14 protein-coding genes are annotated in these 16,454 nt (G+C 34.3%); 11 read left to right on the top strand and 3 right to left on the bottom strand.

Annotated features, from left to right (window positions below; translation table 11 throughout):
* Window positions 1–649 precede the first annotated feature (649 nt).
* Both ABFR62_08270 and ABFR62_08275 read left to right on the top strand, forming a co-directional pair.
* Window positions 650–2,008 carry an alanine/glycine:cation symporter family protein gene (locus ABFR62_08270; GenBank protein MEN8138414.1) on the top strand — a complete coding sequence of 453 codons (1,359 nt, stop codon included), beginning with the start codon at window positions 650–652 and terminating at the stop codon, window positions 2,006–2,008.
* A gap of 250 nt (window positions 2,009–2,258) precedes the next feature.
* Complete coding sequence (locus tag ABFR62_08275) at window positions 2,259–2,879, top strand: Crp/Fnr family transcriptional regulator (GenBank protein ID MEN8138415.1); 621 nt, start codon at window positions 2,259–2,261, stop codon at window positions 2,877–2,879.
* 395 nt (window positions 2,880–3,274) lie between these two features.
* Here the strand turns inward: ABFR62_08275 and ABFR62_08280 are convergent, their stop codons facing one another.
* Complete coding sequence (locus ABFR62_08280) at window positions 3,275–5,866, bottom strand: AsmA-like C-terminal region-containing protein (protein MEN8138416.1); 2,592 nt, start codon at window positions 5,864–5,866, stop codon at window positions 3,275–3,277.
* Window positions 5,867–6,117: 251 nt separating this feature from the next.
* Between ABFR62_08280 and ABFR62_08285 the strand changes: the two genes are divergently transcribed.
* The 8 genes from ABFR62_08285 to ABFR62_08320 all read left to right on the top strand — a co-directional run bounded on the left by ABFR62_08285 (window position 6,118) and on the right by ABFR62_08320 (window position 13,921).
* Window positions 6,118–6,984: a permease-like cell division protein FtsX gene (locus ABFR62_08285; protein ID MEN8138417.1), complete on the top strand. Its 867-nt coding sequence runs from the start codon at window positions 6,118–6,120 to the stop codon at window positions 6,982–6,984.
* A gap of 33 nt (window positions 6,985–7,017) precedes the next feature.
* Window positions 7,018–7,245 carry a DUF3098 domain-containing protein gene (locus tag ABFR62_08290; GenBank protein MEN8138418.1) on the top strand — a complete coding sequence of 76 codons (228 nt, stop codon included), beginning with the start codon at window positions 7,018–7,020 and terminating at the stop codon, window positions 7,243–7,245.
* A gap of 15 nt (window positions 7,246–7,260) precedes the next feature.
* Window positions 7,261–8,052, top strand: a complete 792-nt coding sequence (locus ABFR62_08295) for an undecaprenyl-diphosphate phosphatase (GenBank protein MEN8138419.1) — start codon at window positions 7,261–7,263, stop codon at window positions 8,050–8,052.
* Between the two features lie 17 nt (window positions 8,053–8,069).
* On the top strand, window positions 8,070–8,774 hold the full coding sequence (gene truB, locus ABFR62_08300; protein MEN8138420.1) for a tRNA pseudouridine(55) synthase TruB: 705 nt from the start codon (window positions 8,070–8,072) through the stop codon (window positions 8,772–8,774).
* Between the two features lie 329 nt (window positions 8,775–9,103).
* Window positions 9,104–11,581, top strand: coding sequence for a DUF5686 family protein (locus tag ABFR62_08305; protein MEN8138421.1), 2,478 nt, complete (start codon window positions 9,104–9,106; stop codon window positions 11,579–11,581).
* A gap of 311 nt (window positions 11,582–11,892) precedes the next feature.
* The gene (locus ABFR62_08310) at window positions 11,893–12,396 is read left to right on the top strand and encodes a ferritin family protein (protein MEN8138422.1); all 504 of its coding nucleotides are present in this window, start codon (window positions 11,893–11,895) and stop codon (window positions 12,394–12,396) included.
* A 276-nt stretch (window positions 12,397–12,672) separates the two neighbouring features.
* Window positions 12,673–13,128 carry a 6-carboxytetrahydropterin synthase gene (locus tag ABFR62_08315; GenBank protein MEN8138423.1) on the top strand — a complete coding sequence of 152 codons (456 nt, stop codon included), beginning with the start codon at window positions 12,673–12,675 and terminating at the stop codon, window positions 13,126–13,128.
* A 31-nt stretch (window positions 13,129–13,159) separates the two neighbouring features.
* A complete protein-coding gene (locus ABFR62_08320; GenBank protein MEN8138424.1) occupies window positions 13,160–13,921 on the top strand; it encodes a UDP-2,3-diacylglucosamine diphosphatase in 762 nt (253 codons plus the stop codon).
* Between the two features lie 32 nt (window positions 13,922–13,953).
* On the opposite strand, the gene ABFR62_08325 is transcribed toward ABFR62_08320, so the two are convergent.
* Together ABFR62_08325 and rbfA are read right to left on the bottom strand one after the other, a co-directional pair.
* Entirely contained in the window at window positions 13,954–15,168 is a 1,215-nt protein-coding gene (locus ABFR62_08325; GenBank protein ID MEN8138425.1) for an FtsX-like permease family protein, read from the bottom strand.
* Window positions 15,169–15,217: 49 nt separating this feature from the next.
* Window positions 15,218–15,592, bottom strand: a complete 375-nt coding sequence (gene rbfA / locus ABFR62_08330) for a 30S ribosome-binding factor RbfA (protein ID MEN8138426.1) — start codon at window positions 15,590–15,592, stop codon at window positions 15,218–15,220.
* Window positions 15,593–15,812: 220 nt separating this feature from the next.
* On the opposite strand from rbfA, the gene ABFR62_08335 reads away from it, so the two are divergent.
* Window positions 15,813–16,448 (top strand): hypothetical protein, encoded by a 636-nt coding sequence (locus ABFR62_08335; protein MEN8138427.1) that lies wholly within the window; start codon window positions 15,813–15,815, stop codon window positions 16,446–16,448.
* Window positions 16,449–16,454 lie beyond the last annotated feature (6 nt).

Genomic DNA, 16,454 nt, shown 5'->3' on the forward strand with positions numbered 1-16,454 from the left:
GGATTTTCAAGATCTTTCAACTGACCTTTTTCACATGATATTGTTGAAAGTGCAAATGCAACTACTGAGAACAAAAATAACTTTTTCATAATGATATACAAGTTTTTTGGTTATAAATTCATATTTAATACTGCAATTATAATACAATTTGTTATATTTGTATTGGTTAATGTGCAGTAATTCAGTAGTTTATATAAAGTCCAGTCAAAAATTAACAAAACCATGCTGTCCAAGTATTTGACTGTCTGTAAGTAAAAAGTAGTATTTCGCTTTCTGAATCTGGAAAATCCAACATCTAAACAATTAAAATTCATTATTTTGCGTCCGGTTCCTTTGTCAAGAAACTCTCATTTTTGAGGTAGGAATCATCTTATTTTTGGTTTTTCATCGCTTTTTTACCCAAATCTGGAGTAATTTTTAACAGTTCTATATTAGCTTTTTATTTTTCTCAATGTTGATTATTGTAAAATATTTGTGTTCATTTTTATGAATATCATTTTTTCAAGAGCCTATTGTGTTAAATATGTAAAAAGCTAATGTGCTTTTGTTATTAATCAATCTTTTTTGTTAGGTTTATAGACTTTGTTGCTTCTTTGCACAGCTTTTTTAAAAACGGATACAGATCTGTTATAATTTTTACAATACATATATGAACTTGGGTGATTTGATTATTGAATTTGCTGACATTATTTGGGGGACCCCATTGTTGTTATTACTAATAGGTGGGGGATTATTCTTTCTAATACACAGTAAACTGGAGCCTCTGCGTTATTTCGGGCATGCTATTGGTGTTTTATCGGGTAAATACGATGAAAGCGGAGAGAAGGGAGATATTAATCACTTTGAGGCTCTATCTACTGCAATTGCCGGTACAGTTGGTATGGGTAACATTGCCGGAGTAGCAATCGCAATTACTACCGGTGGACCGGGAGCAATTTTTTGGATGTGGATTAGTGCTGTTGTAGGAGTAGTGACGAATTTTTATACCATATCACTCGCAGTTATGTTTCGTGGTAAAGACGATAAAGGTGAGTTGCAGGGTGGACCAATGTATGTTATTTCAGAAGGGTTGGGCAAAAACTGGCGCTGGATGGGAATTTTATTCTCAATTTTTGCAATGGTAGGTCTTACTCCTATGTTTAACGTCAATCAGCTTACACAGGTAATAAATACTTCTATCCTACAAAATATTGGAATACAGGAAAGCTTTTATGTTAACCTTAGCATTGGAATAATTCTTGCAATTTTGGTTCTTGTAATTGCTTTAGGAGGGATTAAAAGAATTGCTAAGACAGCTTCTATGTTGGTCCCTGTTATGGTGGTGTTTTATTTTATTGCCGTATTATATATTCTCTCTATTAATTATCAGAGTATCATACCTACATTCGAACTTATAATTACCGATGCATTTTCGGCTAATTCGGTTTTGGGAGGTTCTGTTGGAGCATTGATTATTTTGGGAACAAGACGTGGTGCATTTTCTAACGAGGCCGGTATCGGTACTGCTGCTATGGCTCACGGTGCGGCAAAAACAAATGAGCCTATTAGAGAAGGTTTGGTGTCTATGTTAATTCCGGTTTTTGATACTTTGATTGTTTGTACACTTACCGCCCTTGCTATTCTGGTTGCCGGTGTCTGGATTGACCCAAGCGAAACAGGAGTCCATCTTACTATGATGTCATTCGAAACAGTAATACCTGGATACGGAACTTACATACTTGCATCTGCAATCTTTGTATTCTCTTTCACAACATTGTTCTCTTTTCCATATTATGGTAAGAAAAGTTTCGAATATATTTTCGGATCTAAATACAGCTGGATTTATACGGTTCTTTATGTGCTGTCAATTCCTGTAGCATCGGTAGTTAGTCTGAAAGTGGTTCTGGGCCTAATCGATAGTGCATATGCCTTGATGGCTTTCCCGACGATGATATCGGGTATTATTTTGGCACCGAAGGTTAAGAAAGCCGCTAAAGTTTATTTCGCAAAGTATAAGAAAAATTATTAGGCAGGTTGCCGGGCTATCCACTGTAGTTTGGCAAGTTCGCTGAGTTCATAATAAAAATGAGGGGGTCCGCGCTTGAGGCGCGGCCACCTCATTTTTTTATTCACATCAGCTCCTTTTGCCAAAGCTGCCGTTACTATCCCTACCCGAAATTGTCTTAACTGCACAAATTAGTAGCATTATAATAAGTTTTATTACTTTTGTTGTTCCAATAAAAATATTTATGTTAGAAAGGCTGCAAAAAGTATTTCCTATGCTTGAGTCAGGATTGATTCAGGAGATGGCAAAGAATGGAACTGTTAGAAAACTGGAAAAGGAAGAAATTCTCTTTTCTGCAGGTCATGAAGTTAGTGATTTTCCAATGGTTTTATCCGGTTCATTAAGGATTCTCAGGGAAGATGGTGACGGGAACGAGCACTATCTCTACCATATCTTTACCGGCGAAACCTGTGCTATGAGTTTGACATGTTGTATGAGTCACCGTCCGAGTAAAGTGAAAATTATTGCAGAGGATGATTCTGAAATAGCAATAATTCCTACTTTTTTGATGGATCAGTGGATGACAAAATATCCGAGTTGGAAAACTTTTGTTACCCGCACCTACAATTTCAGGTTCGACGATCTTTTGGAGACTATCGACAGTATTGCCTTTTCTAATATGGATCAGCGTTTGTTGAGGTATTTATACGATAAATCAAGAGCAATTGCTTCCAGTACCCTCCCTGTTACACATCAGGGAATTGCATACGAGCTGAATACAACCAGAGTTGTAATTTCGAGACTGCTAAAACAACTCGAAAATAAAGGATTCCTTAAGCTGGGGCGAAACAAAATTATTTTGGAAAAAGGCTCGCTGACTAAAAGATTGATGTAAAGATGCTGTCTAATACCAATTGACTCTTCCGAATAATTTACGGTGCATTTTGATGTTTATTTGGTATAAAAAGTAAATTTGTCGTCATTCTGAGGCCTAAGTTTTTTTTCTCAAAAACTCCAACCCGCCTGACCGGACGGGCAGGTGAGCTGATGACAAAAAAATAATCGCAACGTAACGCAAAAATACTTCAATACTTCGCGAAACTTAGCGCATAACTTTGCGAACCTTGCGGTAAAAAAAGGTTGTCATGGGTAGCGAAACGCAGTGAAGCCGAAGAATCTCATGAACGGAACTGCTATCATGAGATTCTTTGACTCTGTTTGGGCTATCTGTCTGCCTTCCACAGGCTTTAAGAATTATGCTTTTTAAGGCTTATAAGACAGCCCTCATTATTAAAACAAGTCGTTTAATAAATTCTTGGCTTTTTTCTTCAGATCCTTTTCAGCATCTTTTTTAGCTTTATCAATTAGCTTGTCTGTTTCTTTTTTTAGATATTCTTCCGGTGTGCGGTCTTTTTCGGGACCGTAGCTCAATGAATAGTCTGGCGATTTAATATTGCCGTCTATTATCGCATTTACATCAATGTTTTCTCCAACACTTAATTTAGCTCCAAACGAATTAGCAAGACTTACTGCGCTATTTACTATGTTGTTTGCATCTTCACTTAGATATTTTCTAGGAAAAATCATCGAAATATCCATGTCAATAGTCTGGCTGCCTATATTAGAGCTTCCTTTTATGTCAGATTTTATATCAGCTATATTGAGCTTGAACGGTGCTATGGTCATGATTCCTTTTTCAACAGAATAGCTGAGGTTGATATCTTCAACATTTGGATCTTTTTTAAGCTCCTCAACGTTCAGTACATCTCCCAAATCATTCAGAAAGCCTGTATTACTTAAGCTTATGTTAGAAGTTTTTATATTTCCCTTGCTGTACATTGTCTCGTAAACCGGATCCATTACACTGTCGAGAGTTGTTTTAAAATCAATTTTGGCACTTACCTTACCTTCTGCACTTTCTATAATTGGAGCAACTTTCTCAACAAATTCAAAAGTTTCTGATAATTGATGGATGTCTATATTGTTAAGAGCTAAATCAAAATCGGTTTTTGGAGCAAGAGTATCTTTCGAAGAGTATTTCCCATCTACCTTTATAACACCGTCAAACATATTCATGGAAACATTTTTTAGGTACGCCTCCTGATTTTTTAGACCAAGCAAACCTTTAACATTTTTTGCCTTAATATTGCCATAGTAATAATTATCGATGGTAATATTATTTGTAAAATCGATATTGGCCGGAATTTGAATAACCTCCATTTCAGATTCTTCTCTTTCTGCTTTCTTTGTTTGTTCCTGTTTGGTTTCGTCGGCTTCAGTACCTTTCGACGATACTTCTTCCTTTGGCATAAAGTCGGAAACAATTAGGGTATTCGATTTTATATCCAGATTACCTGAAAGTTGTTTGTCTTTTAAGAAATATTCAAGGTACTTCGATACCTTTCCTTTAGCTTGTATGTCGCTTTTGCCGAGTTTGAAATTGAAGCTGTTTAGATAAAGAAATTGTGGGCTTATATCCATGTTTGCATCATCAATTACTATTTTGTCATTGAATAAATTACTAGAGAATGTAAAATCTTTTAGAGATATTTTTCCTTTAGCTTCAAATTTCTCATAATCTTCATTTTCTAAATCAGACATTTTTCCTTTGAAAAACATATCTGCGTTTATCTTACCGTCAATATCCTCGTTTTTCTCCATTGGAATGGCATCTCTAACCTTCGATAAATCTATATTAGCCAGTAAATTTGCATTAAGATCAGGATCAGAAATCAAATTTTTAGCTTTGAAATTTCCCCCAACAGAATTGTCGGCTACTTTGGCCGATGCACTTGGAATATCAATTACAATTTGATCGAGGTCATCACCCTGTGGCATATTTATTTTCATAAGCAGGTTAATGTCGCTTAGCTTTTCAGGCATATCGGGGTATTTTATAGATGCATTACTTACCTGTGCTTTAATGTCGAATCCGGGCATCATATTTTCGTTATAGATACCTTTTATGTAACCCTCTATATTAAACTCTCCTTTAGTTTCAATTTTGTCAAAATCTTTTTTGTAATGTTCGGGAATAATAGCCAGCAGGTCCTTGAATTTAGAGTCCGGAGTGTCAAACCTCAAATCAATATCATAACTGTCTTCAATTTCTTTTATTACTCCAACCCAGTTTAGCTTTATGTTGTTAATACTTAGGCTATTTTCTTTTAAAGAGTAAATGCTGTCATCAAAGTTTAGATCAAGATTTAAATCTCCCTGGATCTTGGTTTTTTCCAGTAGGGTGGTTTTGTCCTGTATTATGGTAATATCTTCAATTAGTGTAGATGTGTTGACAGATAAATTATTTCCTTCATAAACTCCAAAGCCGTTATGATTTAAGTTCGAAATTTTTATAAAATCATTATTATTTTCGTCTTTTATATTTATTGTTCCTTCAACAATTTCATAACTGTTTATATTAAAAGATAATTGACTTTGGCTGTCTCCGGTATCTTCATCCAATGGATCGCTGACTTCGTTAATTTCGACGTCTTTCTTTGTAATCGTGTCATTATTTACCGTGTCAGCACTTAATCGGTAGTTTATTTTAGGTTGAGAAATTATTATACTTTCAATAGATATACTTTTTGTTAAAAGGAAATCTTTCGAATTTATTTTGGCAGAAGCATTTTTTATGTTTAGCAATTCTACTTTGTTCGTGTCAATCACTTTTACACCTTCAAAATTGAATGTAAACTCAGGGAAGTTCGACAGTAATGAAAGGTCGTAATCTTCTATTTGAACTTCTCCGTCAAAATTTTGATTCGCGTATTTTAAAATTTCATCTTTGATCTCATCTTTAAATAAATAGGGAACAATTATTATTGCCAGAATAAACAAAGTTAGAATAGACAGTAGTATTAACGCAATTTTTTTCTTCATATTCAGTTATTTTTAAAAGACCCGCATAGCTGTTTCATTTATTTTAGAATGCTTTGTGAGTTTGTGTTACTTCCATGATGTTTTTTTGTTTCCCAACAGTTTTTAAGTAAGAAACAAAAGTAGTGGTTGTGGATATTTCGCTTTTTTAATATTTAAAACGCAATTTATACTAAATAGTATTTGAAAAAGTATAAATCTGATTGTTTTTTATAAATTAGCCCGAATAAATTGAACAAGGCAAAGTAAAATACATGGAAAAAGTAAATAAAGGACGTATTCGTACTTCTTATGCTTCGGTAGTGGTTAGTATCTCGTTGGTATTGTTATTGTTGGGGGTGATAGGTGTTTTGGCTCTCAACGCTAAAAAAGTTACAGATCATGTGCGAGAGAATTTTGCTTTTACAATTTTTCTAAAAGATTCTGCGAAAAAAGTTGATGTAAAAAAACTTCAAAAGTCACTTGAATTAGCAGAATTTGTAAAATCTACCGAATATGTTTCGAAAGATGAGGCTGCAGAAAGTTTGAAAGAAGAACTTGGAGAAGATTTTGTTAAGTTTTTAGGCCATAATCCATTAAAGAATTCGATAGATATTCACCTGAACGCCGAATTTGTTCACCCTGACCAGATGGATGCTATTGAGAAAAGTTTAGCGGAGAAACCTTATGTAACAGAGGTGATATATGATAGACTGCTCATCGAGCAGATGACAAGAAATATAGAAGAAATAAGTTTTTGGTTGTTGATATTTGCAGGAATGTTTATGGTAGTGGCAATCGCTCTAATTAATAGTTCCATAAGGCTGTCTATTTATTCAAAGCGATTTACGATAAAAACCATGCAGTTAGTAGGGGCTACAAAAAGCTTTATCAGGAAGCCATTTATTCTGCATAATATTAAACTTGGGGTATTGGGAGCATTAGTTGCTCTATCTCTGCTGAGTGGAATGTTGTATTATTTGCAGTTGAAGTTTCCTATATTATCCGATATGAATGATTTGAAAATTTATGGAGTACTCTATCTTGGAGTGCTAATATCAGGAATGATTATAGCATTGGTAAGTACATTTTTTGCAATGAATAAATACTTAAGCTTGAAAACTGAAGAACTTTATTACTAGATTTGCAGTCTTCTTGAATTAATAATTAATAATATGACAGAAAAACAATATTTGTTTAGTAAAAAGAACTACTTGTTAATGGGGATTGGATTAGCCTTAATAGCATTAGGCTATTTTCTAATGTCGGGTGGAGCTACAACTAATCCTGAAATTTTTAATGAGGAGATGTTTAGTTCTATGCGTATCCGTGTTGCTCCTTTAGTAGTTGTTGTAGGATTCGCTGTTGAAATATGGGCCATATTGGCAAAACCAAACAAATAAATTATTACCCTTTCCATGGAAATTTTTGACGCCATAATTCTTGGCATTATTCAAGGTTTAACTGAGTTTTTACCGGTATCATCAAGTGGGCATCTCGAAATAGCAAAAGTTATCTTAGGCGAAAATAAAATGCCTGAAGAAAGCATGCTAATGACTGTTGTTTTGCACGTAGCAACAGCTTTAAGTACGATAGTTATTTTTCGAAAAGATATTTTGGAAATACTTAAAGGTTTTTTTCAGTTTACGTGGAATGAAGAATTTCAGTTTTCACTAAAGATTATTGTTTCTATGGTGCCGGCTGCATTAATTGGAGTGTTTTTTAATGATGAAATTGAGTCGCTTTTCGAAGGTAACTTAACTCTGGTTGGAGGAATGTTGCTTATTACGGGCTTATTATTATTACTGGCCGACAGAGCTAAAAATACTGAAAAAAATGTGTCTTTTAAATCGGCTTTGATAATTGGAATTTCACAGGCAATAGCTATTATGCCGGGAATTTCACGCTCCGGAGCCACTATTTCTACATCTGTAATGCTGGGAATAGACAGAGAAAAATCGGCTAGGTTTTCTTTTTTGATGGTCGTACCTTTGATACTGGGAAAGATAGCTAAGGATTTGATGAGTGGTGAAATAAGTGTATCGAACAGTTCGTTTTTACCGATGTCAATAGGTTTTGTAGCTGCCTTTATTACGGGACTGGTAGCCTGTACATGGATGATATCTTTAGTAAAGAAAAGTAAACTTACCTGGTTTGCTGTTTACTGTTTTATTGTAGGTGCTATTTCGTTGACATATACGTTGGTTTAATATAAAATTGTTGTGGGGTGGAGTTGGATGATTTTAAAAATGGGCAAGTATTCCTGATAGATAAGCCGCTAACATGGACTTCTTTTAATGCTGTTAGTAAGATTAAATGGCTGATAAAAAAACGTTTTAGTGTTAAAAAAATTAAAGTGGGTCATGCCGGTACTTTGGATCCGTTGGCAAGTGGGTTGTTGATAATCTGTACCGGGAAATTCACAAAACGAATCGAAGAATTTCAGGCTCAGGTAAAAGAATATACAGGTACTTTTACTTTGGGTGCAACAACACCATCATACGATTTGGAAACCGAGATCGATAAGGTATTTCCGATCGAACATATTGATGATAGTTTAATTAGGGAGACCGCTGAGGCATTTATTGGCGAACAGGATCAATATCCACCTGTTTTTTCTGCATTAAAAAAAGACGGTAAGCGGTTGTACGAATTGGCCCGTGAAGGTAAAAGTGTTGATGTAGAATCCAGAAAAATTAATATCAGTGAATTTGAAATAACAAGAATTGAATTGCCTGAGATAGATTTTAGAGTTGTTGTTTCAAAAGGAACATATATCAGATCATTGGCTTTCGATTTTGGAAAACATCTAAAGAGCGGGGCACATCTTTCTGCGCTTCGCCGAACTAAAATAGGTGATTTTAATGTAGAAAATGCATTAAACCCCGAAGAGTTCGAAGATAGATTTAGAAATGAAACGATTATTTCATAATTTTTTACCTCTAAAATAGCAGTTTATTATCAGGCTTCGTTGAAAAATCAGAAGCTGATTTAAAACTGTATCCTCCGAACATTGAAGCAATCCTAAATTAATAAAGTGCACTCTCTCGAACGAATAATCTTTCAATAAGTATATATTTAACCTGCTGAAAAAGATTTTATTTCAATTTTGACTAATTGACTTGTGCTGTATATCGCAGTAAAGCAGGTTGTTGTGTAGGTGGGGTAACGGTAAGAACCTGGCCCTAAATGCGTGAATTATCTAATAGTATCATTTTATATTTTTCGTATTTTACGAGTTTAATAAAATGAAGAACAAATTTGGTAAGAAGAATTCAAAAATATTATATATCTCTATCTATATTACTTCTCGTTAGTATATTGTCATTATCGGCCCAGGAGACCATTCAGGGTAAGGTATATGATGCCGAAACCAATAAGGTAATTGAGTATGCCAATGTAATTGTTAAAAACACGACTAACGGAACCATTACTAATTCTTGGGGAGAATTTTCTTTAGTAATTAACCCGGGTGATAAGTATTTACAGATTAGTTTTATTGGTTATCAGTCGAAAGTAGTAGAAATTTCTCCAATTAATAATTACAAGGTATATCTTGATCCCGATTCTGAAGTTTTAAACGAGGTAGTTGTAGTTGGTGATAATACAAAAGAAAACCCTGCTCATTATATCCTGAAAAGGATAAGAAAAAACCATAAAAAACACTCTCTGGAACAAGGAAAAACTTTTAGGTATAAAAAATACGATAAGGTTCGATTCGATCTTTATGATCCTGATTCAACCTTAAAACACCTTGGTCCTCTAAAAGGTTTTGATGAATTTAAAACCCGAAAGTATAATAAAGGAGACTATACCTATGTGCCGACCTTGCTTGTTGAAGAGATTCATCAGGTGTATGGGGAAAATAATCCGGATAAAATGAAAGAAGTACTGGAAGCCAGTAATACATCCGGATTTAAAGCTAACCAAAGTGTTACAATGTACCTGAAGGAGTTGTATCTCGATTACAATGTTTTCGACAATTCCGTGATACTGTTTAACAAAAAGTTTATTAGTCCATTATCGAATCGTGCTTTATTGTCGTACCGATATGCTATTGTAGACAGTGCAATGTTTGAGGGAAATAGAATTTATAAAATCCAGTATTTTCCTAAGCGTAAAAGAGAATTAACTTTCGAAGGAAGCTTTTGGGCAGATACAGTTAAATACGTTGTTCATTCTATTGACCTAAAAGCAACAAAGGGCTTTAATGTAAATTTTGTTAACGATGTTTCTATAAGTCAGAAGTTTAAGCAGGTAAATGATAAACTTATTACTGTAGTAAAAGATAGTTTAACTATGGATTTCAGTCCTTTTAAACAGTTTAGGTTTATTGGGGCGGAGGCAATAAAAGTAACAACGTATTACGATCATGATCTTGAGAAAATGACTCCTGTTTCGTTCGCTGCTAATACTGATGTTATTAATGATAAGCCTTTTACAAGAAGCGATAGTGATTGGAAAAAAATAAGACCTATTGGACTGGAAAATAAAGATCAGGATATTTATGCTATGCATGAATCTCTTGCTAAGGATAAGAAATTTAGAGCCTACAAGAAATTAGGAGAGGTGCTATCTTCAGGGTGGCTTAATTTAGGTGTAATTGATTATGGTCCTTATTACAACCTGATAGGTTATAATCAGATAGAGGGTCTGAGGTTGCAGGCAGGGGCAAGAACTTATTTTAGCATGAATGATAAATGGAGAATAGGTGGATATTCTGCATATGGATTTGGTGATAAAGATTTCAAGTTTGGATTAGGGTTTTCTTATTTGATATCACAAAAGAATCGTTGGATATTTTCTATAGGAGTACGCGATGATCTTGAACAAAGAGGAGTATTGTTATCGCAGGAAAATGATGTTTATTCTAAGAATTTCGCCTCTAGTATTTTTACGATAGGAGATAATACAATGCTTACAAATACAACTTCGTATAGGATGGGTGTTGAAATGGAAGCTGTAAAAAATCTCCGTTTCAAAGTAAGTACAAAATACGATTTCATGACCGCTGTTGATGGTTTTAATATGGCATATTTAGATCCTGCTTCCGGTGAAATAAAAAACCAGTTAGATGATTTTCAGGTTCAGTTCTCTGTAATTTACACACCTGACAGAAAAGAAATTGGTTATGGAGTAGATCGGGATTATGTAACAAACTGGCATCCTACAATCCGACTCAAGTATATCAGAGGGGTAGCCGGCTTTGTTAATTCTGGATTTAATTATGATAAAGTGAAATTTCTTTATCGTCACCCTTTCCTTACCGGAGGATTTGGAAAGACAATTATTATAACTGAATTTGGCAAGACATTTGGCACTGTACCTCTCCAATTGATGGATGTAATTCCCGGTAATCAGACTATAGTTACGGAGCAGAATATGTTTAGTTTGATGAACTATTATGAATTTGTCTCAGACACCTATGCAACCTTGCACATCGATCATCACTTCAACGGTAGGGTAATGAGTAAAATCCCCCTTTTTAATAGGTTTGATCTTCGGGCTGTAGCTGGATTTAGAGCTGTTTGGGGAGATATCCTCAATAAAGAAAATTATGAAATAAATAAGTCGGAAGTTATATATTTAGCTCCCAGTGATGGGTATTTCGAATATAGTGCCGGTATCGAAAACATTTTCAAGGTTCTTCGGGTTGATGCGGTTTGGAGAGGTTCCTACTTAAATAATGCGAATTCAAATCCTTTTGGTGTCAGGTTCAAAATTAAGTTTGTGTTCTAATGCCTTAAGTATATTATACCAGTTGTGATTTAAATTTACTGGAAAGAAAATTGGGTTTATTTTGTTCATAGTAATAAAGAAAATTCAAGCATAGCCATAGCTATGGTTTAATTTTATTTTGAAGCTATGGGCAAAATAAAGCGATTTAATCCAGTAATTTTAATTTATAACTGGTATTACTTCGTTTTTTTATTTTTGTATGGCAGTAATAAGTTGATTGCTAGGTTTTAAATCGAGATGTTTTCTATTTTAATACAAATATTACTTGTAAATTTATAGAGAATTAACTTCTATTTTTAATACTGAAAAAAATGGTACGTACAACAACTGATATATTAAAGGAAGCAATTTTGCTGGAGCGAAGAGGTAAAGAGTTTTACTCTAAAGTAGCTCAAAGTTCAGAGAGTAAGTCGGCAAGGCAGATATTTGAAATGATGGCTGAAGAAGAGGAACAGCATATTAAGTATCTTTCGGTTCAATTTGCCCATTATTCTCGCACTAATGAGTTCTTATCGCCCGGTGCAGTTGAAGAAGATGCTGATGATGAAATTGCTATGAAAGTTTTGTCAGAAAAATTCAAAAAAGAGGTGAGTGCTGCAAGTTTCGAAGCTGCCGCTATTTCGGCAGCGATCGATTTTGAAACCAGAGCCGTAAAATTGTATTCCGAAAGAGCTAAAGAAGCAGAGACTCAAAATGAAAGAGACATGTATTCAATGTTGGCCAATTGGGAGATGGGGCATCAAAAATCATTACATGATTTAAATAACGGACTAAAAGAAGATATTTGGAATGATAACAATTTTTGGCCGTTTTAGATTAAATGTCTGCACAGCTATATAATTGTGCATTTTATCCAAAAAATCTACTTGTTAACGGCTTTTAAGTTGGGCAATAATAAGAATTACTACATTTGATCAACTTATCAATAGAATTGGTAGAGTTTTTCATATTAAGGGTTAGTTTATAAAGGCTTGGTTGGGGAACCAAGCCTTCTTCTTTTCTGGTTATCAAACTATAATATTCTCATAATTTCAATTGATTTAACTTATTATAAATATCTCATTATCTTTATTTAAATTTGTCGCTGAATTATGAAGAGATTAAGATTAACAAAAGAGTTTGGGTTCGAGATGGCTCATGCTTTATATGGGCATGATGGCTTATGTAAAAATATTCATGGGCATTCGTATAAAATGTTTGTTACTGTAATTGGAGAACCAATTAGCGATCCTGCTAGTCCCAAACTTGGGATGGTGATGGATTTTTCGGATTTAAAAAGAATCGTGAAGGAAGAAGTGGTTGACAGGCTTGACCATGCACTGATGATTAATAGTAAAACCGGACATACAAATATTCAGGAAGCTTTGTCGGGAATAGTTCCTTTGAGAATTGTTGATGTTCCGTATCAAACTACCTGCGAGAACATGGTATTGGATTTCGCCGAAAGAATACAAAAAAAATTACCCGGTGAAATAGAATTGCATTCGGTACGACTGTACGAAACAGCTACTTCGTATGCAGAGTGGTTTGCATCAGACAATAAATAAACTATCTTAGTACTATCACTTTAGCAAAAATCTGCCTATTTTGACTAATAAAAAAATATACTTCTCATCCGATCAGCATTTTGGAGTTCCAAGTGTGGAGAAAAGTCGCGAAAGAGAGAAACTATTTGTAAAGTGGCTTGATATGGCCGAGAAGGATGCTGAGCATATATTCCTGTTGGGAGATCTTTTTGATTTTTGGTTTGAATACAAATCAGTTGTTCCACGTGGTTATGCCAGAGTATTGGGTAAGATAGCCCGGATAACTGATAAAGGTATCCCTGTTACATTTTTTGTTGGTAATCATGATATGTGGATGTGGGATTATTTTGAAAAAGAATTAGGAGTAAAAGTTTATCATAAGCCAAAAGTATTTGAATTTTCAGGCAAGAAGTTTTTTATTGGTCACGGTGATGGATTGGGTCCTGAGGATAAGGGTTTTAAAAGAATGAAAAAGCTTTTTACTAATCCTGTTGCAAAATGGTTGTTTGCCAGGCTTCATCCTAATCTCGCTGTAGGAATAGCAAATTATTTTTCCCGAAAAAGCCGTCTGGCTAATGGAGATACGGATATGGTTTTCATGGGGGAAGATAAAGAGTGGCTGATAAAATATGCTGAGCGAAAGTTAGAGACCATGGATGTTGATTATTTTCTTTTTGGACACAGACATTTAGCTATGGATATTAAACTGTCGAAAGGTGCCAGGTATATTAATACAGGTGAATGGGTGAAAGGCCGGAGTTATGCCGTATTTGAAGAAGGAGAATTATATCTTAGAGAGTTTCTTGACAACTAATTTCTTATAAATAGGATCTGTTTAGAGTTTTATTAACTCTGAAACAATTCCTTTTTAAGCTTTAATACTGATAGTAGTGAAGCGATGTATCCTATAGAGAAAATAGTGATTGTTACAGTAATAACATTTGAGATATTCAACTCTACAGGATAGGCTATGGCCGAACTGCCTCCAAATGTCAGGAACTTAAAATGATACTGCAGGAGAACTAAAATTGAACCTAAAACTATCCCGGCTGTTCCTCCTATAAATGTTACCATCAATCCAACACGAACAAATATTTTTCTCAATAGAGATTCAGAAGCTCCAATACTCCACAATGTATTTAGGTTGTGCTTTTTATCTACAATAAGCATGCTTATAGAGCCTATAACATTGAAAACTGCTATGATAAGGATTAATGTAAAAACTAGATAGGTGACTACTTTTTCAGTATTCATCATTTTGTAAATCAGCGAATGTTGTTCTCTTTGTGTTTTTACCACGTACGAATTTCCAAGTGATGATTTAAGTTGTTTAGAAATTTCTTCTGGGTCAGCATTTTTATTTAGTTTTAGCTCTATCGCAGAAATTTGATTTTGCTTGTAGTTAAGTAATTCCTGGGCAAAACCTAAGGTAGAAATAAGGTATTTTTCATCAATTTCTTTTTCTATAGCAAACGAACCAACAGGTTGAGCATCTTTTCTCCTAAAGCTGTTTAAAGGATCGCTAATCTGACCTTTTCCGGGTTTTACAACGTAAATTTCAAGGGCCTTGTAGCTGTCTCTTAATCCTAAAGACAGGTAATGTGCAATTCCGCCACCAATTACAACCTCATTAACCGGACTTTCATGATTGATCCATCTTCCGGCGTATATAGTAGTATCTATCTCATTTACTTTTGTGAATTTTTTGTCTACCCCCTTGATCTTTGAGATGTATTCTTTATCTCTATATCTCAAAAATACTTTCTCCTCTAAAGTTTTTGCATAATATTGAATATCTGTTTGTTTGTTTAGAATACTGTCAACTTTATTGGTATATGAAAAAGATTTCCCCTCAGAAGCTGTTATTTTCAGGTCTGGATCGAAAGTTGATAGCATGGAAATAGAAAATTTTTCTAAACCGGAAAAAGCTGATAATACAACTAACAAGGCCATAGTGCCAACAGTTACTCCTACCACAGATACGGCAGTAATAATGTTGACAGCATTGTTGCTGCTTTTCGAAAAAAGATATCTCTGTGCTATGTAAAGGGGAAAGTTCATTAAGAGCTAATAATATTTTTAGCTGATGTTATATTGATTTTTTTGAGGATTATTCTTTTGAATCTTTGATTGGATCTGTACCTTTTCCTTTTAATGCGTTATCAATATCATCAACGTAGTCTAAAGAATCATCAAAAACATAATCAAGATTAGGAACTCTTCTCATCTGATGTCTGATGCGTTGCCCTAACAAATTTCTGAATTTAGGAGCTTCGTTCTCTATATATTCCATGAAGGCTTTTTTGTCTTTCATCGGAAATGCACTTAAATAAACTCTCGCGTCCATTAAGTCACTTGTTACTTTTACTCTGGTAACAGAAATAATCATTCCTTTAAAAGCAATTTTTGCCTCAGTCTGAAAAATCTCTGCTAAATCTTGTTGTATTTGTTTCTGAATACGTTTTTGTCTTGTTGTTTCTCCCATGTCGCAAAGGTAATACAAATAAACAAACTTATTTGATGTTTATTTGGTATTAGCTTTGTTTTTACATCATTATATCACAAGTGTTTTTTTTACTTTTATCCTAAATGTTGTATTATTTATATAAGGTTTTTTTTATAAGACGTATAATTTGTTATTTTTACACTATGCAATTTAAAATTTAAGGAGTAGTCCGCTATTTTAAAAAGTTAAATAAGAACACATGAAGAAAGCTTACCTTATATTGTTACTTTTCATCTCTACATTGAGTTACTCACAAAACTCGGTTGATTCGGATGCCTGGTATTCAAAAGACAACAATGATGAAAAGGTGTCATATGATGCCAATGTAAATTATAATTTTAATGTTGGGTCCAGTTTTAGCAATTTTGGAACAAATGCAAATGCATTTAGTTATTATGCTTCCCCGTCAGTAACATTTCCGGCAGGAAAGAAAACATCGTTTACTGTTGGTTTCCTGATGAATCAAACTCAATTTTCTGGTATGATGATGACAAGTGAAGGTATGAAAAACAGGAATTTCTCTCAAACTCAGGCCATCGTTTACGCTTCAGGTGCTTATCAGGTAAATCCTAATGTGACAGTTTTTGCTTCCGGTTATTATGATATGAATTCGCGAAATAATTCAGGGATGAATCAGTCAGGATATAATCCATATAGTCCTTATGGGTCTGAGGGATTTTCGTTAGGAGCAGAATTTAAGATAGGAGAAAGAGCAAGAATAGGGATCCAGGTTCAATATGATAAAGGCGCCAGCCCTTATATGAACCCTTATGGCGGATATGGAATGGGTAATTATGGCAGAATGGGCGTTGGAAGAAGTCCGTTTGGATATTAATTTGAT

The organism is Bacteroidota bacterium (genome assembly GCA_039714315.1).
Classification (GTDB): domain Bacteria; phylum Bacteroidota; class Bacteroidia; order Flavobacteriales; family JADGDT01; genus JADGDT01.